At 61.4% G+C, this 23,917-nt stretch carries 18 protein-coding genes and 2 tRNA genes; 16 read left to right on the top strand and 4 right to left on the bottom strand.

Going from position 1 to position 23,917, the window contains the following annotated elements; translation table 11 throughout:
• Positions 1 to 194 precede the first annotated feature (194 nt).
• The 4 genes from L21SP4_RS04730 (at position 195) to L21SP4_RS04715 (ending at position 5,589) form a co-directional block, all read left to right on the top strand.
• On the top strand, positions 195 to 1,427 hold the full coding sequence (locus tag L21SP4_RS04730) for a hypothetical protein (protein WP_144413757.1): 1,233 nt from the start codon (positions 195 to 197) through the stop codon (positions 1,425 to 1,427).
• Positions 1,424 to 2,017: a condensin complex protein MksE gene (locus L21SP4_RS04725; RefSeq protein WP_052881580.1), complete on the top strand. Its 594-nt coding sequence runs from the start codon at positions 1,424 to 1,426 to the stop codon at positions 2,015 to 2,017. The genes L21SP4_RS04730 and L21SP4_RS04725 overlap by 4 nt, the downstream gene beginning before the upstream one ends.
• Complete coding sequence (locus L21SP4_RS04720; RefSeq protein WP_052881579.1) at positions 2,010 to 4,736, top strand: hypothetical protein; 2,727 nt, start codon at positions 2,010 to 2,012, stop codon at positions 4,734 to 4,736. Before L21SP4_RS04725 ends, L21SP4_RS04720 begins: the two co-directional genes overlap by 8 nt.
• Before the next feature lie 136 nt (positions 4,737 to 4,872).
• Positions 4,873 to 5,589 (top strand): Wadjet anti-phage system protein JetD domain-containing protein, encoded by a 717-nt coding sequence (locus tag L21SP4_RS04715; protein WP_052881578.1) that lies wholly within the window; start codon positions 4,873 to 4,875, stop codon positions 5,587 to 5,589.
• Between the two features lie 24 nt (positions 5,590 to 5,613).
• On the opposite strand, the gene L21SP4_RS04710 is transcribed toward L21SP4_RS04715, so the two are convergent.
• Together L21SP4_RS04710 and L21SP4_RS04705 are read right to left on the bottom strand one after the other, a co-directional pair.
• Positions 5,614 to 7,527 carry a DUF2075 domain-containing protein gene (locus L21SP4_RS04710; RefSeq protein WP_201774688.1) on the bottom strand — a complete coding sequence of 638 codons (1,914 nt, stop codon included), beginning with the start codon at positions 7,525 to 7,527 and terminating at the stop codon, positions 5,614 to 5,616.
• A 92-nt stretch (positions 7,528 to 7,619) separates the two neighbouring features.
• Positions 7,620 to 7,799, bottom strand: a complete 180-nt coding sequence (locus L21SP4_RS04705; RefSeq protein ID WP_052881577.1) for an NUDIX hydrolase — start codon at positions 7,797 to 7,799, stop codon at positions 7,620 to 7,622.
• 401 nt (positions 7,800 to 8,200) lie between these two features.
• On the opposite strand from L21SP4_RS04705, the gene L21SP4_RS04700 reads away from it, so the two are divergent.
• The 12 genes from L21SP4_RS04700 (at position 8,201) to L21SP4_RS04640 (ending at position 19,805) form a co-directional block, all read left to right on the top strand.
• Positions 8,201 to 8,277 (top strand) — tRNA-Val (locus L21SP4_RS04700).
• A gap of 692 nt (positions 8,278 to 8,969) precedes the next feature.
• Positions 8,970 to 9,719: a DUF488 domain-containing protein gene (locus tag L21SP4_RS13475; RefSeq protein WP_201774687.1), complete on the top strand. Its 750-nt coding sequence runs from the start codon at positions 8,970 to 8,972 to the stop codon at positions 9,717 to 9,719.
• The gene (locus L21SP4_RS13180) at positions 9,614 to 10,135 is read left to right on the top strand and encodes a dual OB domain-containing protein (protein WP_169747691.1); all 522 of its coding nucleotides are present in this window, start codon (positions 9,614 to 9,616) and stop codon (positions 10,133 to 10,135) included. Before L21SP4_RS13475 ends, L21SP4_RS13180 begins: the two co-directional genes overlap by 106 nt.
• Before the next feature lie 314 nt (positions 10,136 to 10,449).
• Complete coding sequence (locus L21SP4_RS04680; protein WP_052881573.1) at positions 10,450 to 11,625, top strand: Fic family protein; 1,176 nt, start codon at positions 10,450 to 10,452, stop codon at positions 11,623 to 11,625.
• Between the two features lie 456 nt (positions 11,626 to 12,081).
• A complete protein-coding gene (locus L21SP4_RS04675; RefSeq protein WP_052881572.1) occupies positions 12,082 to 12,423 on the top strand; it encodes a heavy-metal-associated domain-containing protein in 342 nt (113 codons plus the stop codon).
• On the top strand, positions 12,420 to 13,193 hold the full coding sequence (locus tag L21SP4_RS04670) for a hypothetical protein (RefSeq protein WP_052881571.1): 774 nt from the start codon (positions 12,420 to 12,422) through the stop codon (positions 13,191 to 13,193). Before L21SP4_RS04675 ends, L21SP4_RS04670 begins: the two co-directional genes overlap by 4 nt.
• Before the next feature lie 399 nt (positions 13,194 to 13,592).
• Complete coding sequence (locus L21SP4_RS04665; protein ID WP_052881570.1) at positions 13,593 to 14,561, top strand: PhoH family protein; 969 nt, start codon at positions 13,593 to 13,595, stop codon at positions 14,559 to 14,561.
• Complete coding sequence (locus L21SP4_RS04660) at positions 14,558 to 16,906, top strand: HD family phosphohydrolase (RefSeq protein WP_052881569.1); 2,349 nt, start codon at positions 14,558 to 14,560, stop codon at positions 16,904 to 16,906. Before L21SP4_RS04665 ends, L21SP4_RS04660 begins: the two co-directional genes overlap by 4 nt.
• Before the next feature lie 4 nt (positions 16,907 to 16,910).
• Positions 16,911 to 17,312 (top strand): rRNA maturation RNase YbeY, encoded by a 402-nt coding sequence (gene ybeY / locus L21SP4_RS04655; protein WP_052881568.1) that lies wholly within the window; start codon positions 16,911 to 16,913, stop codon positions 17,310 to 17,312.
• Complete coding sequence (locus tag L21SP4_RS04650; RefSeq protein WP_052881567.1) at positions 17,302 to 18,576, top strand: hemolysin family protein; 1,275 nt, start codon at positions 17,302 to 17,304, stop codon at positions 18,574 to 18,576. Before ybeY ends, L21SP4_RS04650 begins: the two co-directional genes overlap by 11 nt.
• A 371-nt stretch (positions 18,577 to 18,947) precedes the next feature.
• A tRNA-Tyr gene (locus L21SP4_RS04645) sits at positions 18,948 to 19,033 on the top strand.
• A 79-nt stretch (positions 19,034 to 19,112) separates the two neighbouring features.
• Entirely contained in the window at positions 19,113 to 19,805 is a 693-nt protein-coding gene (locus L21SP4_RS04640; protein WP_052881566.1) for a hypothetical protein, read from the top strand.
• Between the two features lie 12 nt (positions 19,806 to 19,817).
• On the opposite strand, the gene L21SP4_RS04635 is transcribed toward L21SP4_RS04640, so the two are convergent.
• Entirely contained in the window at positions 19,818 to 21,872 is a 2,055-nt protein-coding gene (locus tag L21SP4_RS04635) for a beta-L-arabinofuranosidase domain-containing protein (RefSeq protein WP_082116533.1), read from the bottom strand.
• 311 nt (positions 21,873 to 22,183) lie between these two features.
• Positions 22,184 to 23,917 (bottom strand): hypothetical protein, encoded by a 1,734-nt coding sequence (locus L21SP4_RS04625; RefSeq protein WP_052881563.1) that lies wholly within the window; start codon positions 23,915 to 23,917, stop codon positions 22,184 to 22,186.

Below are 23,917 nucleotides of genomic sequence, written 5' to 3'. Positions count from 1 at the left end.
TCACCCCGGCCCCTGGAGCCATCGAACACTACCGCGAACCCATCTTCTGCCGTTGACCGAAGCCCGGCGATAAGGAAACGGCTCTGCTCTATGCCCCGACAACCACCGACAACCCATCTATCGACTCAAATGGACATGACCGCGCGAGTAGTATAGGATTCGCTTATATAGTCGATCTGTTTTTTGGGGTATAGATGGCATTGACGAATCCACAGACGTTCTTCCGATTTGCGGCAGAGCATTATGCGTTGCTGTGCGAACTGTACTACAAGAAGGACGGGTTGCCTGAGGCGGAGGTCTTCGCGTTGATACGGCGATATGCGGAGCCCCAATCTCCTACGGCACCATATATGCGTGACCGGCTGCTGGACCTCGGCATCCTGGAGCCGTCGCCCCAAGCGACGGCTCAGCTCGAGATGACACGTCCCGTGGCAACGTTGATGGGCTATCTGCTGCGCGAGTACCGACTGACCAGCGTCGAGGTCATTCGCTCCTACTTTAATGCGATCGACAACCTGGCCTCCGAGCTTGGAGATGCCGTCAGTGCGGCCAACAGCGACCTGCTCGTACGGGTCAACGGCGAACTTGAGGAACATGTCGAGCGGATGCGGCACGACTCGCGCAACAACCGTGCGAAGGTTATCGCGGATGTGATCCGGATCAAAACCAACCGGGAACGCCTTGCGCCGCGGCAACGCTACGAGGTGATCAATCGCTTATGGACGCGCTATATCGCTCCCCTGCGCGACATCATTGACACGCAGAAGAGCATGGACGCGGCGCTCGACCGGCTGACGCGCGTATACGGAGACGCGGAGACCCGTTTTGCCGCCGATGGTGTGGTTCAACAAGTTGTCCGTGGCGGCGAGGCCCGCCTACGGCGTCTTCGACGCGACGTGTTGGACGACTTCAACGAAACCGTGCGGGAAGTCACGCCCCTCTATGAGGAGCTCCGCCAGGAAACGGCGATCGCGCGAGGCGCATCGCATGCCCTTGAGCGCATCGTGCACCGGGGGCTCTCCTCGCTGGACTTACCCAACAAGATGGGCATTTGCAACTGGCGGCAACGTGGCATCTTCAGCGATCTGGCCCTGGAAGCTTATCTGTTCGAGCTGAGAGGTTACGAACCGCACGCCCCCGAGCCACTGCCTGCCCCGCTGTCTCCGGGGCAGAAACAGGACTATGATGACCTGGCGCGGTTCCCGGAAGATGCGCGCTCCGCAGTCCCGATCGATGATGCCTTCGCGTGGCTTGCCGAGACCTATCCGCATGCGGCGCCGCTAACTCTGCTCAAGTTGTATGGGCGGTTGCACGGGGGGCGTTACGGACACACGAATTTCGGGTCCCCCAGCCGCAGATATCAGCTCGGGAATCTCTGTCTGTCCGCGCATCCCATGTCGGTGGCAACCGGAGATATTGAGCGATGACTCAGGACGCCGATACACGCTTCGATTTGCCGAACCTTGAAGCCGTTTTCGAGGCACTCCGTCGGGGGCGACACGTCTGCATGACCGACGGTTCCCTCTACACGCCACTTAAGTCTCACACCGAGGACTTCACAGCGCTCTTTGCAAAGCTCGGATTCGAGCTGGTGCACCACCCCCGGGACTTCTTCTATTTCGTCGACCGCAGCAACTTCACGGACCTTTCCGCACGGATGGCTGTGTTCGTGTTCATCCTCATCGAGCATCTCGCCGACCGGGGCGATGCGATAGAGGAAACCGTCATGTCGCGACATTTCCGCCCCGGCGATTTGCCTCACCTGACCGTGGAGCGCTATCGGCGCCTTATGCGTGAAGCAGGCATCACGGAGCCGGGTGAGGTCGAGCAACTTGTGCAGACCATGGAGCGCTTCGGCTTCGTAAACCGCCTTCCAGACGAGAGCTTCACCTTTCGCCCCGCCGCCTATCGCTTTCTCGATCTCGCACTCGAAATGCCGGCAGCGGATCGTACTGCTTCCGAACCCAGCGATGGCGAATCGACCGATCGTGATCAACAAGCGGTGAACAATGACTGACAGCCAACGTAAGGGCCCCTCCAAAGTAGTGCTGTTGAACTGCGGTAAGTTCGATTTTGCGGAGGTCGAACTCGACGCCCCCCTGCACCTTGTGGGGCCCAATAACGTGGGAAAGACTTCCCTCATCGCACTGTTGCAGATGCTGTATATCGACGACCAGCGCCAAATGCACTTCGCACGCGAGATGCCGGAAACCAGACGTTATTACTTTCCGGACGTTCACAGTTTCGCACTTTTTGAATGCCTCACTCCGACAGGATTCCAAGTCGTGGGTGCGCATGGTCTCGGCCCCGTTAGGCAGTACGAGTTCGAGCGATTTTCCTACGCCGGCCGCCTCGATGCGACCGACTACCTGGACACCAACCGTCGCATTCGTCCGCACGAGGAGATCTTCCGGGCGCTCGCCGATCGCGACTTCACGCGCCTCAAGCCCAACCAGCTCCGCGCGGCCTTGACCGGCGTAGGCGACAGCCGGGGAGTCGATCTAGGGCTCGTTCCAGCCCGCCATAGCGGCGCCTATGAACGCTTTCGCAAGGTGTTTAACAACATTCTCCGCCTCTCCCACTTGAAGCAGGACGAGCTTAAGCGGCTTATCCTGGATATCTTCGAAGGAGAGTTTCAACAGCGCAGTATCAACCTGGCTGATACCTATGCTCAGGGCTTCGAAAAGGTTCAACACGACTCCCGGGAAGTTCAGGATTTGAAGCGGCTTCAGGACGACATTGAAGCACTGTTAAAGCATATTGAGCGACGCGACGAATGCCGACGAATGTTGCCGGCGCTATGGCAAGCGATGGGACAGGCCGTGACCGAAGCGCATGCCCGATTGGACCGGTATGAGTCGGCGCTACGCCAGCAACTTCAGAAGTCCGAGGAGCGCAGCAAGACGGTGCAGGATTGCATGGAGCAGATCAGCGGAAAGATCGCCGAACAAGACCATCGGCTTGGTGAGTTGAACGGCAACGTCCAGCGCATTGATGAAGAACGCCGACGTCTTGCCGACTTCCTCCCCGATTGGGCCGAACAGCGGCAGCATGACGTTCGCCGGCAGATCGATCGCCTCGCCTTCCGTCTGGGCCAGTCGGAACAGACGCCAGAGGGTCAGCTTCAAGCGCGTCTCAAGAGGCTGGACGCGGATATTCTGCAGAAGCGCAGGCGCCTGCAGGGACTGGCCGAAGCAGCGATCCACTGGTTGCGCGAGCACTTCGATGACTCCGAATTGGCGGACCTGTTTCGTCTGCTCAGTCCCGAGCTATTGTCCTTGCCTGTCAAGGGCGAAAATGCCCCGGGGGGCATCGAGGACGATGCCCATGCCCGAAAGACCCTGCGGGCGGTGCTTGACATGCGCGACGGTGGAATGTGGCGGGGCGCCGGCGTACGCATCAACCTCGCCGGACTACCCCCACCGGAGATCGATGCGTACCGCAATCCCGCGACGATCGAACGCGAGATTCACGATCTTGAATCCCAACAGTCCCAGTGTCGCCAGGCGCTTGAAGGTGCGCGCGACGCCGCCAAGCTTCGGTCCGAGAAGCAGGCCCTTGAAGACGAACTGACCCGCCTCATTCGAGATCTCAGCGACTACCATCGGCTTCAGGAACAAGCCTCGCACGAGCAGACATGGCGAGCCGACATTGAAACAATCGAAAAAGAGCAGGCGGCACGCAAAGCGGAACGAAGCGAGCTGGAGGAGGAGCGTCTGCGGCTCGGCCGTGCCGCCGATCATAGCCGCAGCGAAATGCAGCGGATCGATCAGCGCCGGGACGAGCTTGACCGAACCGTTCGGGACATCGAGCGACCCGCAAGCGCATGGCCCATGGTGCCCTGTGACGACCTTCCGGACGATCTCGACGAGCTGAAGGCACGGTACCACCGGGCATTTGAAGATCAGCGCATTCAGCAGAACCACGTGGACGAGCTACTGAACCGCATCGAACGACAGACCTACAGCCGCTATGCGCGCGCGGATGAATCGGCCACCGTTGCGGCACTGCGTGAGCAGTTGGAGAGCATCCCGCTACGCGAAAGAGCCGTACAGGAATTGTGGACGGGTATAGCGGTGGGCATCAAAAAAGCGCTCAGCAATATCGGTCACGATCTGGACACGCTCAAGGCCCTGGTTCAGAGGCTGAACCGGCAGATCGGCCGTGTTACGATTTCCAATCTAACCTCACTTCGGGTGCTGGTTCACGAGCGACCCGACTGGGTTCGCCACATACGCGGCGTCAACCTCAACGAGGACATGCCGCTGTTCGCAGACGCGCAAACCGTGCGCCAGTCCTTTGACGACCTGGGAAGGCTTCTTTCCGAGCATCCGCGTGTCGACCTCGAAGACCTCTTTGACCTGCAGTTTGAGGTGGGCACTCCGGACGAACGGGTTCAGCAGCATGCCCATCTGGACGCCATCGAGTCCAACGGCACCACGATCACGATCAAGGTGTTGGTCAACCTTGTTCTGCTTCAGGGCCTTCTTGAAGGCGCCAATGTACGCATCCCGTTTTATCTGGATGAGTGTTCGAGCTTGGATAACGACAACCTGGCCGCTTTGGTGCGAGCTGCGCGTGAAATGGGCTTCGTGGCCGTTCTTGCCAGCCCGGATGCGATGGACGCCGCGGACCGGCTCTACTTTATGACGGAGCAGGAAAACGGCCGGGTTGTGCTCGATCCCGCATCTTCGCTAGTGCGGATTGTCGACAGAGAGGCCTCTGTTGATCACTGATGGCACATACCGTGCATTGAAGGCACTGGCTGAAGCGGGCAGCCTCCCCTATTCGGCACTCAGTGCCCGAACTGAGAGACAACTGCGGCCGCTACTCGAGACCGGCGCGGTGGTGCGCCGCAGACGTGGACGCGGCATGGTTCTCGAGATGACGGATCGTGATGCGTTGGATCAGTTCACGGCGAAGCTGTTTCCTCATGGCGACATTCCTCTCGCTTGCAAAGACGGGGATATCATGCCGCGCGCCAAAGCCGTCGGCACACTCCGAGATGCCAAGCGCGCCCGCACGGCATCGGCGGAGCCCATTCTTCTGCGGGCCCTCGCACCCGCCCAGGCCACGCGCGGTGAGAGCCAGGTCGATCTGCTCGATCTCACGCGTTCCGCCGGAGTCGCCTGTTTGCTGCTTGACGATGAAGAAAACTGGCGGATTGAAACAGGCATCGCCATCGTCGAGAATCTGGAGGTATTTCTCCACTTCGAGAAGCTGGATACCGGCCGAGTTGTCGCGCTCTACGCTGGAGGGCGTCTATCCGGTCGCGTCCAGCGCTGGCTTGCATCCGACGAAATGAATGGCGCTTCGATCCTGCACTGCGGCGACTACGACCCCGTCGGACTCGACGAATTCCTGCGACTATACAACAGGTTCGGTAACCGCGTTGACCTGCATGTGCCTGAGTCCATCGATGAGCTGTTCGCTCGCTACGGTAAACGCGCCCTGCTTCGCGATTCGGAGCCGATACTGGCTCGACTACGCCGCGAAGCACACCCCATCGTCTCTCGCCTTGTTCAGATCATGGACACCACCGGCTACGGCCTCGAACAGGAAGCGCTGCTTCTGGAGAACCAGCGATAGACAGCAGTCAATACGGCATTCCGCTCAAATCACCCTGAACCCAATATCACGCAGATACTCATATGTCGGATCGTAGAATTCCGGACGCCTTGTCGGGTCCTCAGGATCGCCATGCGGGACCACAATCGCCATCCCCTGACGCGCGCGGGTGAGAAGAACACGGTAAGCGTTCTTCTGGTACCTCTTCCGGTCTTCTTTCCGGATTCGCTCCCACCGATTTCCTCGGAATGAGTGGTGCGCCCAGCCATTTTCCGATCGCCTGAAGTCCCCGTCCCACGTGACACACGCCCAGTCGAGCTCTAAACCCTGAATATGGAACTCCGTGGCCACATCTTCCAGGTAGTAGGAGGACCGAACATCATCCTTTCCTGCCAGAAACCAGTGAATCGGGTTCATCGGCGACCGGACATCAATCGCATGTGGTTTCAGGCGTTCCGCGTGAGAGGACACGACCAAGCCATATCGTTCTGATCCACGTGCATGTGAACTTACCCAGCGCTTGGCCTTGTTAAGATCACGCGTAATGACGATGGGATACTTATCGGCGATCGCCGCAAGCGTTTCCCGAGCGCCATCTGCATCGAGGTCAAGAATCTGCTTCACCAGCAGCGAGACGTTTTCCGCACGGAAAGAGCGCATCGAAACACCGAGGTGCAACTCCGGCGTGTGGACGACGTTCGGGCGATCTGCCAGCGTATCGAGTGCGTGGCCTGCTGCGTATTCGCTATCCGTGAGCCGATCCGAGATGTAGATACGCCAATCGGGGTACGACCGCTGCAGAGCGTCAATCCACTCCCCGATGCCGGCTTCTCCCGTGTGAATCTCCTGCCCGCCACCGACAAGGCAGACAATCACGCCCCAGTCCTGGTGCCTATCCATGCACGATATCAGGAACTCAGGCTCCGATCGGTCAAAGTCGGGGATGTTTTTCTTTTGCTTCATGAATTTCGCGGTCTGGCTCAGGTCCCAGGCGCGTTGTGCCTCGTCGAAAAGAGCCACATGATCCACAGGGGCAGCCGGATCCTGAAGGTAGGCATCCCGGTAATGGTGGACGTTCTGAACGAACATCTTCACCTCGCTCAAGGCATTCCCTTTGCGCAACCTTTTGCCCCTGCCTGCAGCACGGGCGATGCGATCACGCGCAAGCGCTTCCTGAAGCACCTTCACGAGTGGACCGTTGCCGGATAGAAATACGCTGTACGTATCCTCTGAACTCTTCAGGTGCTTGGTGGCGATGTTTAGACCGATGAGCGTCTTCCCGGCGCCCGGCACGCCCGTTACAAAGCAGATCGCTTTGAAAGAGCCAGCTTTTGCGGCCGTGATGACACGTGAGATGGCATCTGTGGTCTCGTGCAGGTTCTGTGCGCCAGCATCGCTGCGAGATATCTCGGCAACCGAATGCCCCTTATACAGTGCCAAGGCTGCCTCAACGATCGTGGGAGTGGGACAATACCGCCCCTGTTCCCAATGAGAGGGGGTAATGACGTCCGACTCCAACGAGACCGTAATCGACGCAAGGATGTCCTTGAGCGACGAGGCGTTGCTTTTCACGGGGCGCAGCAATCTATCATCATCAGCTTTGATCGCGGGGCTAGGAGTCGGACCCTTTGCGTCCGTCGCAACCAGAACCGGAACGACATAGCAATCGTGGCTTGTTTCGTGGAAATTCTTCAGATCCAGCGCGTAATCCCAGACCTGGTCGATGTCGGCCGCATGAAATGCCGTCGACCCCACCTTAAACTCTATGACAAAGATCACGCCTCCGATGACTAGCACGGTGTCAATGCGTTTCCCCATTCGGGGTATCGCGTATTCAAAGAAGACGCCGCCCGGTCGCGCAGACAGTGAACTCTTGAGGATGTCGACCTGACCACGCCATGCGTTGATCTGCTCTTGGGTCAAATTCCCGACGGACAACGCGCCGAGAATCGTATCCATACTTTTATCCAGAAACCCGGAAATCGAGTCGGCGTAGAAGGCCCTGTCGATACAGCCAGGGGTGTGTTGCGCCGCATTACCCCCCCTCACGTTCATTCGTCACCGCCAGCGCTTGCATTTTTACCACCTTCTTCGAACTGGAGAACTTTCGCTAATGGGATGTCGGCAGGTACCAAGTTTCGGTCGAGGAGATCGGCAACCTCAACCCAAGCCGCCTGGTCGTGCACAGTCAGCCGCAGTTCGCCTGAGAGAATTTCGACCTCATAGGCCATGATTGTGACGTCTCCAGCATATCTTCGCCGGGCGCTATCAGTGCTCTATCCATCGACCAGTTCTGCTCACGGCTGGACGGATACACCATTAGGCACTCAGTTTCAAGAATTGCACAACTACGACAGCAACACCAGATCAGCGAGCCCCACCTGAACACACGCACGCTCCGCGGAGAGACTGTTCGCGCACCTTCCATGCCTACCTCCGAAAGTACAACACGATATCACCCCCCTGCCCTCTGATATTTGCGTCGATTCGCGTCCATTAGCGGTTCCTCTTTCTGGAAGGCCTTTGTCGCACAGGCTGCGGTGAGATCGTCCGTCCTCAATTCGGCGGGCAGGTGTTGACTTCGCGAACCCGAACCCATATATTGCGCCCCGATCAAGGCTCGTTGATACGGGGGCGATTAGCTCAGCTGGTTAGAGCGCATGCTTGACATGCATGAGGTCACTGGTTCGAGTCCAGTATCGCCCACCAGCCTTCGCTCCTTCGGAGCTTCGGCTGGCACGCCAGGAAAATCCTTCGCTCCTTCGGAGCTGGCCGCCAAGCGGGCGGCCGGCGAGTTGCCGCCTCAGAAAGAACCTGGACAGATCATGGCCGCCCGCATCAAGGAGTTGACGACGTGGTCCAGTTGCTCGGTTCCGCTGGACCTGGTCGTGTGTCGCAGCCCCGAGGACCAGACCTCGGAAGAATGTTGAGGCATTCTGTCCACCGCCGGCGACGAGCAGCATGCGGCCCCGGCTCTCAAGCGCTACCACATCCGCGTGGGAATCGAAGCGCGGCATCGCCATCTGAAATGCTTCTGAGATCTGGCCGACTTCACCTCGCCATGCTTTGAACTCGTCGTCAATCAGATCATCTTCACGGCATTGACCTACTCGCTGCTGCAACAGCAGATCCTGCGTCAGGCACGTAAGGAACTGAACAAGGCCAGCAAGAGCCGCATGCGGGAGGAACTCGTACCCACCTCCGATTACGTCATCGTATATACGGACCGCATCGTAGAGGAGAACAGCGCGCTTGCCGTCGACCTCAAACACAGGGCCCCGGCCGCATGGCCATGCTGAACGCGGCCGAGGGGCCACGAAAACCGACGCACCCTCCCCACTGTCTGAATCGCAGTGTCCGGCAGGCCATGCTTGTCCAATCCAGCCCATTGAGGTAGTCTGATGTTGGTGGTATCGAACCCGAATCTGAGGACAAAGGCTGCCGGACGTGGGGCGATGAACAGGCTGTACACCATAGGGCACTCTGACCATACAACGGAGGACTTCATTGGACTTCTTCACCGGCATGGCGTGTCAGCCGTAGCCGATGTCAGGTCGAGTCCTTACAGTCGATTCGTGCCGCAGTTCAACAAGGAGGCCCTACAGAGGGCGCTCGAAGAGGCCAATATTCAGTACGTGTTCCTTGGCCGCGAGCTGGGAGCGCGCCGCTCTGAGAGCAGCTGCTACGAAGGCGATCAGGCGCGCTACGCAAGAATCAAGGATCTGCCGCTCTTTCGTCAGGGTCTTGACCGGCTGATCCGCGGCTTGGACGAATACGTGATTGCGCTGATGTGTTCCGAAGCCGATCCCGTCACGTGTCACCGCACGATTCTCATCTCCCGAGAATTGAGGCGCACGCGGCCAGACATCGAGATTGTGCATGTTCTGGGTGATGGAAGCACGGAGACCCAGGCTGACGTCGAGGACCGTCTTGTCAAGCAGTTCAAGCTCGAGCCGGAACTTTTCGGAGATTTGAGCAGTGCGACCGGCCTCGTTGAGAAGGCCTACGACAGGCAAGCAGAGAAGATCGCATATCGGAAGGGAACATGCACCTTGGCGGACATTTCCCCGAGATTCTTGATATCATCGAGATTCCGCTCTCAGATACGGGTCCCGACTTTGAATTCGAATCCGAGAATCGCACCATCCTGAAGGGTGAGTGGAATCTCGCGGGGAAGGCTACCCCACAGGACGTCATGAAGTACGCGCAACGGCCACGCGTCATTCTCCACAACCATAAGAAGTTCTGTACGCTGGAGGAGATGCAGGCGAAGCCGTTCCAGGAACGCATCACGCTGCAGCTGATCCACGTGCGCGATTTCCGCGTCCGAGACACGCGGGCGAATGAGACAGACAAGCCGAGTTGGAAGGGACTTCTCCGGTCAGCGGGAAGGGAGATCGAAGTTGGCATCACCGATCCAGTCTTCTTCAACAAGCTGAACGAAGGCCACGAGCCGTCCCGAAACTGCCTCTTGACGATGAGCATGACGCTCCCAAAAGCGTTTGACGGCTGGGAGGGGAGTCCGCCCTGCTGGAAGCTCATTGCCGGGGTCATCGAACTGGATTGACGAGCTGCCTCGCGTACGGCCAGAATGTGGCCAAACAAGTGGCCATATCCGGCCATATCATTTGACCACTCCATTCCTTAAGACACTGCTGTGCAGTGCGTTGCACACTCGATGGCGAAAAAAAACCAGACATGAGTGGTGCCTTGACATCCTGGGGTTCTGAGTGCTTGCATCCGTAGCCACTTCCGCTCAGCATTCCCGCCATTCCTTCTCCAGTCTCCGCATCCCATGAATCTCAAGTTGACATGCCGCACGGAAGAATGTAGCGTTCGCGCCGAAAAGTTACATTGCGTCGTGTGCTATGTAAGGCAACCATGAAACGATCGCTACAAGGGAAATACGAGGCCGTATCCACAGCCGGAGAGAAGGTGCGGGCGTTTGTTCCGGCTCCATTGCCTCCCTCTCCGCCTGTCGACTGGACGGCCGGGCTTCGGGCCCGCTTTGATGAGGCACTTCTTGCCCTGGGCCGCCTGGACAGCGTGACGACGTTTCTGCCCGACGTCTCCTTGTTCCTCTATACCTGCGTACGCAAAGAGGCGGTGCTCTCTTCGATGATCGAAGGCACCCGGTCTTCCCTGTCAGACCTGCTGCTTTTCGAGCTGGAGGAAGAGCCGGGCGTCCCGCTCGACGACGTACAGGAAGTCAGCAACTACGTGTCGGCGATGGGCTATGGTCTCAAGCGTATTCGCGGCGACTTCCCCATGTCGCTGCGATTGCTCCGGGACATTCACAAGCGCCTGCTCGCGCATGGGCGGGGCAGCGGCAAAACCCCCGGCGAGTTCCGGCGGAGCCAGAACTGGATTGGCGGGACGCGCCCCGGTAACGCCGTCTTTGTGCCACCGCCTCCTGAGCGGGTCATGGAGTGCATGGGCGCGCTCGAGTTGTTTCTGCATGATGAACCCGAGCCGACACCACCATTGCTCAAGGCAGCTCTCGCCCATGTTCAGTTCGAGACTATTCACCCGTTCCTTGACGGCAACGGACGCCTGGGCCGGCTTATGGTGGCATTGCTGCTGTGCGAGCGGGGGGTACTTCGTGAACCGATGCTGTACCTCAGTCTCTTTTTCAAGACCCATCGCGGCACCTACTACGACCTGCTGAACCGGGTTCGTAGTGACGGCGACTGGGAGGCATGGCTGGAGTTCTTTGCTGAGGCCGTGACAACCACCGCCGGCCAGGCAGTGGACACCGTGCAGCGCCTGGAAACCATGGCCGGTCGGGATCGCGACCGGATCCAGGCGCTGGGCCGGGCGGCAGGGTCCGCACTGCGGGTACATCACGAGCTACTGCGTCGCCCCCTAACGACCTCGCGGGCCATTGAAGCCGAAACCGGGCTGAGTCACGTCACGGTGAACAAGACACTGGATCGGCTCTGCGAAATGGGTCTGGCGAGCGAGATCACGGGCCGCAAGCGCGATCGGGTCTTCAGTTACGTTGACTACATCACGATTCTCAATGAGGGTACCGAACTGCCGGGGGCTGGATCATGATCATGGCGAGAAACAACGCGTGCGGCGTGTGCGGCCGCAGGGGCAAGCGGGATTGTCCCGCCATTGAGGGCATGATCTGTCCCGCCTGTTTACGAACGATATCACGCGCCTTGGCCCTTCGGGCGCTCGCGGCGCTACTACGAACGATCGACATGACTCTCGCAAAGGCGCCGGGATCGCAAAGAGGAATGAGAAGAGATCGTGCGTTCTCTCTTACGCTCGTAGTAGGCCCGCAGGCCTGCGAAGCAGGGCCAGGGCCGTTATCTTCACGCGCCTTGGCCCTTCGGGCGCTTGCGGCGCTACTACGAACGTTTGTCGTCCTTCTCCCCCCCCGAACCAACCTTCATGCTCTTCATGTCCTTCATGGCGGGTAACGATTTCCCTTTCGATTTCGATCCGGATTTCGACTATAAAGGTGACCAGAGAACGCATAATTAAACGTCGAGGAGGCGTGAGATGAAAATACTGGTATTCCTTCTGGCCGCCGGGATCGGACTGGCGGGATGTGTGACGCCGACGGGAACGGAGACGGGCGCGACCCCGGAAGCGAGCCTGGCGGGGCATCAGACGGTGGTCGTCACGGCGCACGGGCTGAGCTGTCCGCTGTGCGCGCATAACCTGGACGGACGGCTGAAGAAGATCGATGGCGTCGAGGAGGCCTCGGTCGACCTGAAGACCGGCTCGGTTACGGTACAGCTCGCGGAGAATCACTCCGTGACGCGCGACGATCTGAACCGCGCGGTAAAGGACGCAGGCTTCACGCCGAAGGGAATCCGGATCGAAGGAGCGGCCCAATGATCCGCCGGTACGCCATCGCAGCGGCGATGCTTCTCGTGACGGCCGCGGCCGGAACCGCCGGCGCGCAGGAACCCACGTTCATGGAGGCGGCGACGCATCCGGGCGCGGACCAGTTATACGCGCGATCCATCTTCTCCGCCGGTTCGTATGAGCGGGACGGGGAAGAGGTCGACGACCTGGCCGCGCGGCTCAAGCTCGCCTACGGCCTGCGCGGCACCCTCGCCCTGCTCGTCGACGCCGACTGGGCACACGCGGACCGCGAGGGCGAGGACGAGACCGGGCTTCGATTCACGACCCTGCGGCTCAAACAGCGCGTCCTGCAGCGCGACTTCGGCCCGCTGAACACGTGGCGCGCGTCGCTGCTCGGCGGGGCGTCGTTTCCCGGCGATCACGACACCGGTCGCACCGGCGATACCTTTCCGCGATTCGGGGTCGTCTCCACGACCATCCTCGACCGGCACGGATTCAACGCGCACGCCGAGTGGCTGGGATACCGCGACGAACCCGACGCCGTCCTGCTGAACGGGTCCTACCTCTACCGCCTCGTCCCCGCCGAATACTCCGCCGCCACGCGCGGGGCGTGGTACACCATGACCGAATCGCTCAACGCATGGACCGATGGAGGCGACACGCGCTCCGATGCCGCCCTGGGTCTACTTTACGAGGCCACCCGCTGGGCTTGGGAAGTCAGCCTGCGGCTCCCGGTCGAACGCGGCGGATCGTACGAGACGAAGTACCGCCTGGCGACCGGGGTGCGCTGGTTGTTCTGATGGACCGTCTCCCCCAGTTCTTCCAGGTGGATTCTGACCCCGATCCCTATCCTCCCCCGCTGCTCCAGCGATTCTCATTATGGCTTCACCCTTTTCGGTCGGGGTGGCACCCGACCCTCCCAGTGCCCGAAAATGCGTCGGATATCGACTCGGGAGGGACGGCTGCCACGCCGTCCGCGGTCGGAATGCGGCCCTAATGAGAACTGCTGCCGCTGCTCGGCTTGCGCTTGACCGCCGGGAGCGAATCGGGTTTCATTCTTTGATGAAACACCACGTACAGGAGCCACCGCAGCGGACCGGCGACCGCCGGTTTTTTGCGGTCGGGGAGGCCTTCCCGCCCGGGAAGGCCGGGTGCCTCCGGCGCTGAAAAGCCGGACGTGCGCCCTCCCCTGCATTCTTATGAGTACGGAAACCCTTCATTTCGAGAACCCCCGCGAAGTGCGCGATATCTCCGGAGAGCGGCACGGCATGCGCGAACGCATCGGGGAGGCTCTCGAAGTCAAACTTACCGCCCGCGATCTGTGGCTTAAGATCGAGGGGGAGGACGAGGCGGTTCGCCGCGCGATCCGGTTTTTTGACGGCGTCCGCCATGTCCGCGAGGAAGGCGTCAGCATCAGCCGCCAGGGACTGGACTACGCCCTGAGCGCCTTCTGCTCGGGACGCGAGGACGTGTTCGCCCGGCTTTCGAAGATACGGGTGGATGTGAGCCCCCGCATGCCTTCGATCTTCCCGCGCACGCTCGGGCAGCAGGTCTACCTCGAACAGATCTACCGCAGTGCCGTGACATTCAGCATCGGCCCCGCCGGGACCGGGAAAACCTACCTGGCGATGGCCGTCGCCGTCTCCGAACTGCTCCAGGGGAACGTCAACCGGATCATTCTCACCCGCCCGGCGATCGAAGCCGGCGAGACGCTGGGATTCCTGCCCGGCGATCTGCAGGAGAAGGTCGATCCGTACCTGCGTCCGCTCTACGACGCGCTTTACGACATGCTCTCCGCCGATGAAGTCGAACGCTATCGCAGCAAGGGCGTGATCGAGGTCGCCCCGCTCGCGTATATGCGCGGGCGCACGCTCAATCACGCCTTCACGATTCTGGACGAGGCCCAGAACACGACCATGGAACAGATGTTCATGTTCCTGACGCGGCTCGGCTTCGACTCGCGCTGCGTGGTCACGGGCGACGCCACCCAGACCGACCTGCCCCCGAACAAGCCGTCGGGACTGCTCGAAGCGCGGCGTCTGCTCGCCCACCTGGACCGGATCGGCTTCTGCGATCTCACCGAAGAGGACGTGGTCCGGCACCCGATCGTCCAGGAGATCATTCGCGCCTATCGCAAACGGAACGCGGAGCAGGAGACGGAATCATGACCCGAAACCGCCCCCCGCAGAAGAAGAAGCCGCAGGAGCGGATCGCCGCGCGTAAACACGCACCCCGGACCCGTCAGGGGGTCTCGCGCTTCACGGTGCTGAACACGCTCCAGCTCCTGCTGCTGTGGGCCGTCACGATCCTCCTCTTTTTCGTGTTTCATCAGAAGCCGATGAAATACGCCGCGCTCGCCCCCGGCCAGCGAGCCCCGGAAACCGTGGTGGCCACGGTGGACTTCCAGCACAGGGACCTGGCCGAGACCCGGCTGCGGCGTACGCAGGCCGGCGAGGCCGTCCCCCCCGTGTTTCAGATCAGCATGGCGCCGTTTGAGGATGCGAGCCAATCGCTGAAAAAGATATTCAACCGCGTCGAACGACTGCGCGCCGCCCCCGATGAAGAGTCGGATGAACTTCGCCGTTCGCTGACCGACACGCTTGACGTGCTCGGACTGGACCTCCGCGCGGAGGATTTCGCGCCGCTGTTCAAGGAGAACCGGATCGAAGCCACGCATGAAAGGCTGACGGAATCGATGCGCGCGGCCTACGCCTCCGGCCTGATCTCCCCGGAAGACCGCGAGACCCGCTTCCGCGGGCTCGCACCGGAGGCGGTGATCCATCTCTACCGCGAGGACGACCGCGTGCAGGCCTCCGCCGCCATCGATCAGCTCGCCACGCCCGCCGAAGCCGTCCATGAGATCGCCCGCCAACTCAGCCGGCAGCGCGATATCCCGGATCTGGGGGACGCCGTATACCGCCGGCTGCTTGCCAAGTGGCTGGTGCCCAATCTGGAATACAACCAGGCCCGCACCGGCACCCTGCGTGAAGAAGCGCGCCAGCGGGTCAAACCCGTGTCGCGCGAAGTGGTCGCCGGAACGACCCTGGTCAAGTCGGGAAGCCGGCTGAACGAGCAGGACCTGATCAAGCTGCGCGCCTACCAGGAAAGGCTGCGCGAGCTGGAGGACCCGTTTGCGCGCCTGCTGGGCGCGCTCGGACACGGCCTCATCCTGCTGCTCGCGCTCGCCGCGTGCACGGGGCTCTACCGGCTGCTGAAACACCGGCGCCGGTTCGAGTACCGGGAGGTGACCCTGCTCGCGCTGCTCGCGCTCATTTCGCTTCTGCTCTTCAAGCTGCTGCTGTTCGCCGCCTCGACGCCCGGGGTCATACCGCCCGCGCTGCTCGACACCATGCTCCCCTACGGACTCGCCCCGCTGCTGGGTACGATCCTCCTCGGCGGCGGTGCCGGATTCGTGGTCGGATTATGGACCAGTCTGGCCGTGGCCACGCTCTTCGGCGAGCAATACAGCATGTTTCTGCTCGGCCTGTTCGTCGCGGCCGGGGCGTCGTTTGTGGCCCGCGATGTGAAGCGCCGCTCGAGTCTCCTGCGGGCCGGGGTGTTCATCGGATCGATCCACGTGATCTTCGTACTGATCATGGCCGTGCTCAACCGTCCGCCGCCCGAAATCATCGCCCTGCAGGCCGCGGCCGGGTTCGCCAGCGGCCTCTTCTCCGCGGCGGCGGCCGTGATCCTGATCCCGATGTTCGAATCCATGTTCGACATCACCACCGACATCCGGCTGCTGGAGCTCTCGGACATGGGCCATCCCCTGCTCCAGCGGCTCGCGCTCGAAGCGCCGGGAACGTACCACCACTCGCTGATGATGGCGAACCTGGCCTCGGCCGCCGCGGAGAGGATCGGCGCCAACCCGCTGCTCGCGCGGGTCTGCGCCTATTACCACGACATCGGCAAGCTCGTGAAACCGAACTACTTCTCGGAGAACATCCAGCAGGAGGATAACCCGCACGACGAAATCGCGCCGAGCATGAGTACCCTGGTGATCATGTCTCACGTGAAGGAGGGCGTGGACCTCGCGCGCAAGTACCGGCTCCCGCGTCCGATCATCGAGGGCATCCGGGAGCATCACGGCACGGGGCTCATTTCCTACTTCTACCACCAGGCCAAGGAGGAGGAGAAAGGCGGCCATTCGCGCATCGACGACAAGGATTACCGCTACCCCGGCCCCCGGCCCGTCTCCCCCGAAATGGCGATCCTCCATCTCGCCGACTCCGTGGAGGCGGCGTCGAGAAGTCTGGAAAAAGTCACGCCCAGCCGCATCGAAAACATGGTCGACGAGATCGTCAGCTCGAAGATGAAAGACCGTCAGCTCGAAAACTGCGAACTGACGCTCGCCCAGCTCAGCGAGATCAAGTCGTCCTTTACGTTCACGCTCACCAACATGCTCCATGGACGAGTCGCCTACCCCCGCAATGAAAGTGGAAATTCAGAATCAGCAGCGCAGGTACAAGGTCCGAAGCCGCAGGATCAGGGCGCTGACCGCCCGTCTCGCTGAACAGATGGCCCGGCGCTCCGGCGAAACCTGGGGGGAGATCACCCTCCGGCTGGCGGACGATGCGGTCCTGCGCGATCGTAAACGGCGGCATTTCGGGTTGGATGAGACGACGGATGTCATCAGCTTCCGGATCGATCCGGTGCCGGGGGAGACGCCGCGCCCCTGCGGCGATCTGCTGGTCAATGTGGAGTGCGCGGTGCGGGAGGGGGCCCGCCGCCGGGGAGGCGCCGACGAAGAGCTGGCGCTCTATATCGCGCACGGTCTTCATCACCTCTCGGGGGCCGAAGACCGTACGCCGGATCAGCGCCGTGCCATGCGCCGCGTCGAGCGCCGCTGGCTGGGTGAAGTGCGCCGGGCGGGGATGGTGAGGGGACTGGTGGAGGATGATCACGAACATGAATCCTGAATCGCTGATATTCACCTGGGCGGGGACGGGGTGTATCGCGCTGGTGCTGGCCGGTGTGTTCTCCACGCTGTATGCCTGTTTTCACTCCTCCGGCGAGGCGGGCACGGCGCGGCTTATCGAACATTATCCCTCCGCGCGGCGGCGGCTGGAACAATGGGACCACCGCTGGGAACTGCTGCTGATTTCCCTGCGCCTGGCCGTGCTGGTCACGGATGTGCTGGCGGTCGTCTGCGTGGTGAAGCTTTTCGATCTGCTCCTGCTCCCGGGACGGGTCGTGCTCGTGGCGGGGGCGGTCCTGCTCTACGTCGCCCTGGTGCGCATCCTGCCCTACGTGCTGTCGGAGAGTTACGCGGACCGCATATCGATCCGGTTCCTGCCCTTCGCCGGGGGGCTGACGCGCGTCCTCTATCCCCTGGCCCGGATGCTCAACCGTATCGAGCGCAGTATGCTGCACCGCGCGCTGTCCTCCTCGGCCGAGGCCGACCGGCCCTCGGCCGAGGACGAGATTCTGGGCGTGATGGACCAGGCCGGTGCGCGCGATATCGAGGAGGAGGAGCGGGCCATCATCCAGAGCGTCTTCTCGTTCGGGGAGACCGTCGCGCGCGAGATCATGACGCCGCGGGTGGACGTGGAGGGCATCCGCGACGCGCTCACCGTGCAGGAATGCCTCGACGTCGTGCGCGAATCGCGTCATTCGCGTTTCCCGGTCTACCATGAAAAGATCGACGATGTGCGCGGCATGATTCATGTGAAGGACCTGCTGCGCTCGCTGTCCGAGGACGGCGGCAGCCGCTCGATCACCCCTCTGCTCAAACCGCTGCGTTTCGTACCTGAAACCATGCCGATCCGCGAGCTGCTCAAGAGCATGCAGGCTCAGCGCTCGCAGATGGTGCTGGTGGTCGACGAATACGGCGGGACGGCCGGCCTCGTCTGCATGGAGGATATCATCGAAGAACTGATCGGCGAGATTCAGGACGAATACGATCTGGCCGATGCGGGGATCCAGAAGCGAACCGACGGCGGATACCTGGTCGACGCCCGCATCCCGGTCAGCGACGTCAACGAGCGGCTCGGGCTCAATCTGCCGCTCGACGAGGACTACGATTCGATCGGCGGGCTCGTGCTGCAGCGACTGGGCCACATCCCCACCGTCCGGGAACGCGTCGAAACCGACGAGGTCATCATCAGCGTACTCGCCTCCTCCCCGCGCCAGATCAAAACGCTGGGACTGACGGTGAAGGAGTGTTCTGAGGGTGAAACCTGAAACTATCTTGAGTGAGAAACCTGAAACCTGAGACTTGAGTAAGAGGCAAAGATATCGGGGGTCGACGCCAGCAAACTCGCAATTCCGGGCTCTTCGTAGATTTTTGTGGAACTACTGGAAGCGCAAAGATGGATGAGAAGAGCACAGGCAAAAAAATGGTGCGTTCTCTCTTACGCTCGTAGCAGGCCCGCAGGTCCGCGCAGCGGAAAAAGCCGTACTCATCCTTCAGGTTTCAGGTCTCACGGTTTCTCACTCCCTCTCCCTCTGACTCTGATTCTCACTCTGACTCTGATTCTGATTCTGATTCTGATCCTCATCCCCAATTCGCTCTGGACATCCGGGCGATATTCCTTACACTGTCGCCCTTTCGCGGTGGGGTACCGAAGCGGTCAAACGGGGCAGACTGTAAATCTGTTGGCTCATGCCTTCGAAGGTTCGAATCCTTCCCCCACCACCATCGACCTCCTCGCACACACATGCCGCTGCAAGGACCCCGGAAGATCCTACGGCGCCCGCAGGGCGCGGACTCAGCATCTATGGACGATAAAGAAGCATTCGATTTCTGGTACGCGGTGAACAACACCCGCGTGGAAAAGACGCCCGACAACAAGCTCGAAACGTTCGGGACCACCACGGTCAATTATCACCTGATCACGCCGCTGATGGATGCGGTCGACAAAGTGCGGCTTCGTGAAGGCATGCTCAAGGCCGACCGGCCCGGGATCATCACTCCGCAGGCGATCTCCGACATGGCGCTGGAGGGGTTCGGGTCCGACGCGCGTGAATACGCGGAGTGGCTCCGCTCGAATGCGCAGAATCTGATGATCCTCCAGTACGGCTTCCATGTGCACAAGGAGGAGATCACGCAGCAGATCGTGACCGATGCCGAAGAAAACGTGCTCGAGCGGGTGCGTGAGGCGGACGCGGTCCGCAACGATCCGCTCAGCGCGATCGTCGTCGGCGTCGATCACCCCTGGGAGGTCTGCCTGCTCAAGCTGATGGTCGAACTGGTTCAACAGTCGGCCGCGGCCAATGTCGACGCCATCCGCCGGCGGCAGCAGAGCCGTTCGGAGGGCTTGCGCAGGGAGATCGAGGAGGACTTCGCCGCCGCCTCTCGCGATCCGTCCCGGATTTCCGCCCTCGCGGAAAAGCTCGAAAAGCGCGGACTCTTCAAGCAGTACGAGGACCGCTTTTTCGCGCTGGTCCGCGCCTCGGAAGGCAAAGGCTGAACAGGATCGGGATCAGAAATCGCGCATCGGATCCCCTTCGCCGCCGGTGCCCTGGTACGTATCTTCGTCCTCGTCCCGCGCCTCGGCATCCGCCAGTTCAGCGCTGATCGGAAAGGTCGTGCGGCGGAGGATGGTGCTTCCGAGCGGCTTGAGCGTCACCTCCCGCCGTACGCCCTCGGCGTCGAGCAAGGTTCCCTTCAGGCCGATCGGGGGATGCGCCCAGGGCCGCTCGGCGTCGCCGTCCGGAAGCTCAACCCGTTTGAACTCGGCTTCCTTATCGATCCGGTAGCGCCAGCCCTCGTCCGATTCGGGACGGATCGCATATTCGAAATAGCCGGACGGATCGCCGCTGTTCGTCGTAATCTCCTCGAGCACCTCCCGCCGCTCCGGGATCGGGAGCGCGAAAACCAGCGGGCCCCACTCATAGTACGCCTGGGTTTCGTCGTGCTGCAGGCGTCCGGCGACCCGGAAATCCCAGTCGACCTCAACCGTGTCGCCCGCGCTCCAGCGTTTCCTGACGTAGACATCCTGACTGCTGCGCACGACGCGCGCGTCTTCTCCGGCCTCGATACGGATTTCACCGCAGTTCGGGGGGCGGCGCAGCACGAGGGAGAACTCGACCTCGCGTTCCGGCTTCAACACAAACGTAATGCGGTCGCTGAACGGATAGCCGGTGCGCTCCTCGATCCTGACCGCAACGCCGTCGACCTCCGTATCCACCGTGCAGGGTCCGTAGAGGTTCGCGATCAATTCCGGGCGTTTTGTTGAACGCAGCCACATGCCCTCAACGTAATAGGGCAGAATACGCATGGCGTTCAGCGTGCAGCATGCCGCCGCGCTGTGACTTCCGGAAAAGAGTTCTCGCCCGCCGTGTTTTTCGGGGTCATCCGCCCTCAGCCGGTTGTCGCGGGCGAGATAGATGACGGCGCGGTTCGCGGGATGAAAGCGTGCACCCTGCGCCGCATTGAGCGTGCATTTCTCACTCCAGTCCCCGCAGTGCAGATCTCCTTCGTACATGAGGTAACGATTCAGGGTCTGGACGGATTCAGTCATGGCGCAATACTCACCGGCCTCCCCGCCTCCTCCCGGCGTCGCTGCAATATTCTCCAGCTTACCCGCCACAAGGCTGCCGCCGGGATTCGTATGGGTATCCAGCTTCGCGAGCACGTTCGCGGCGGCCCGATCGAGATGGGGGTTTCCCGTAAAGCAATGAACCACAGCGGGCATGTGCAGGCCCTCCGCCACATGGGGGGCGTGATATTCCCATGGCCGGTCCACATCGAGCAGCGCCTCCGGGTTGAGGTCCGAAAACACGTCGGACTGGGCGTAATCGGCGTAAAGCCAGGCCGCCGCTTCGGCATACCAGCTCTCGCCGGTCAGGCGGTAGAGCCACTCGAGCGTGTCCATGTAGCCGACCGCATGTGTGACGCCGCCATCGGGGTCGGGCCGTCCGAAGTACGTCCCGTATTCGCGGTAGTGATCGACCGTCTTGCGTACCGTCGACTCGACCGCCTCAAGCACCCGTTTATCCCCCGTGTACTCGTACCAGGCCAGCAGGGCCTGAAAAACGCGGCTCTGTGTCCACAGCTCGCCGTCATAACCCCGGTCCGGAAACCGCGCTTCCGGTGAATACACACCGATATAGCCGGTCTGTTCCGCGCGGTCGATAATTCGCTCGACCCATGCTTCGACGCGGGGCAGGAAGGTCTCGTCCTGTGTGAGGATCGACATGCGCGTCATCGCGTCCATCCAGTAGCCCTCATGCTCGCCGGCCCACCATGCCTTCTCCATGTGGCCGCGGTTTCCCTTGACCCGCACGCCCGGTTTCCGGTCCTGCTTCGCAAACAAGTTCTGAGTTACGTTCTCGGATATGTTGCTGTAGTCGCCGACCATGCCCTCGTGGAGATCCATGCGCATCTGTTCGGCGATCCATCCCGCAGGCCTGACCTCGCCTGTCTTGAGTAAAGTATACATTGGCAAATCCATAGTCTCCTGATGAACACAGGACACCATCGCCGGAAGCGCCAGCGCCCCCGCGACCCACCCTATAATCCCTCGTACGTTCATTTACCGTTCTCTCCGTCCTCTTTTGCGGTCGGCGTGGAAGCCGACCCTCCATATCGCCATCCGCATTTTCCCTGGAGAGACAGGTTTCACCCCGTCCCTTTTGCGGTCGGCGTGGAAGCCGGCCCTCCATATCGCCATCCGCATTTTCCCTGGAGGGACGGGTTCCACCCCGTCCCTTTTGCGGTCGGCGTGGAAGCCGACCCTCCATATCGCCATCCGCATTTTCCCTGGAGGGACGGGTTTCACCCCGTCCCTTTTGCGGTCGGCGTGGAAGCCGGCCCTGTGATTCGTATCCGTGTATGCATTGCGGCCTATCTCCTCTGGATCCAGACCTGGTCGAGCGCACCTGAAAATCCGCCGCACTCCTCTGTGGCACCCATAATGAGCGGCGCCTGCCGCCTCAAGAGGCGCAGCGTATCGGCAAACCTTCGGTCGCCGCCGAGTCCGCCCGCTTCGAGCACGGCGCGCCCGGTCTCCGGATCGACTTCGGCAAAGACGGGTATCCAGCGCCTCCCCGGGGCCACGTCCCGGACCTGGAGCACCTGCCGGTCCCCCCGGCCGTCTTTAAAGATCAAGCAGAGCCGGTCGAAATGGAGTTCGAGCGCGAACACGCCGGGCACCGTGAGCAGCGCCTGGCGCTCCGCCCTCCGGTCGATCCGCACATGGGCATGAATCCGCACGCCGTTGGCGCCGTCCCAGGCGAGCGTGCTTTTCGCGCGGCTCGTTGAGTCGGGGAAATGCAGCGCCCCTCCCAGTTTCAGCTTCTCGCTTCCGGGCGCGGGAACCGCGCCGGCCAGGTTCAGATCGTTGTCCCGGCCCGGCTGGAGCAGGTCCTTGTCAAGGGCGCGTCCGTTCTCCACGTCCTCCATCTCCCACAAACCGAAGGTGTCATCTTCATCCATCGCATAGACCGTCCCATAGACGCTGCGCGTGACCTCGATGTTCTGTGCCCCCTCCTCGATGACGACCGGCGTCCGTGAACAACCGCGACCGAAATAGGAATCCCGGATGAGGATGTCCCGGCAGTCGTCCTCGATGTAGATCAGCGGACGCTGGCGTACGCCGAACCAGAACGAATTGGCCATAAGCTCCCCGTCGGCGCAGTCGACCAGGCGGATATCCCGGTAGTCGGGTTCGACGTCCCACGCCCCGTAGAGACAGTTCTGCACGAGCCGAAACCTATCGACGTGTTCCATCACGAGTCCGCTGAAGGCGTTGTTCCAGTGGCATCCGACGATGACCACGGGGCTGGAAAGAGGCCGGTCGCCGGTCTTGGTGATGCGGATGCCGTGCGCGTTCTCGACCGAAACCGCGCCGTCGAGTGTCGGCTCCTCGTGCGCATCGGTCAGTTCGATCACGATCCCGTGCGTCGCCGCCCAGAGATTGCAATAACGCACCCGCGGCTTGTAGGACGGCTTGAGCGTCAGAATCGATTCCGCCCGATACTTCTTACGCTTCCCCTCGAAGGTGTTGAACTTCGGCCCGTAAAGCCCCGAGGAATTGATATTGTCGATCAGCGGCTTCCATCCGCCGGCCACGATCACGCGGGTAAAGTAATCCGTCTCGTTGTTGTTCGGCCGGAACTCGATATTCGTCAGCAGCAGGTTATACGGGACCTCGTCCGGTTCGGTAAACGGCTTGGTCAGCTCCAGAGCCGTACCCGCGTCCGCTCGCGTCGGGACGATGTCGAGATCCATGATGCCGATCTCGGCATCGCCGTTCCCGGCCTCGATCTTCAACACGCCTTCGCCGTTACGGCTGTGGAGCCGCGTGATGCTCGCGCCCATGCCCCGGATCGTCAAGCGGGAGAAGGAACCGTGCACGCTCACCCGCGAATCAAAGTCGTACTGCCCGGAGGGGATGTGCAGGACGCCCCCGCCCTCCGCGATCAGGCGTTCGAGCGCCTTCTGCAGCGCCGGCGCATCGTCCTTCCCGTCGTCCGCCACCGCGGAAAACGGGGCGTCCGTGAGAGACACCGTAGTCGCGGCCGACGCGCGGATCGCCGGGCTCCAGACCGCCAGGCCCGACAGCATAAGAATGATCAT

The organism is Kiritimatiella glycovorans, assembly GCF_001017655.1.
Taxonomy (GTDB): Bacteria; Verrucomicrobiota; Kiritimatiellia; order Kiritimatiellales; family Kiritimatiellaceae; genus Kiritimatiella; species Kiritimatiella glycovorans.
This window is presented reverse-complemented; position numbering and strand designations above follow the sequence as displayed.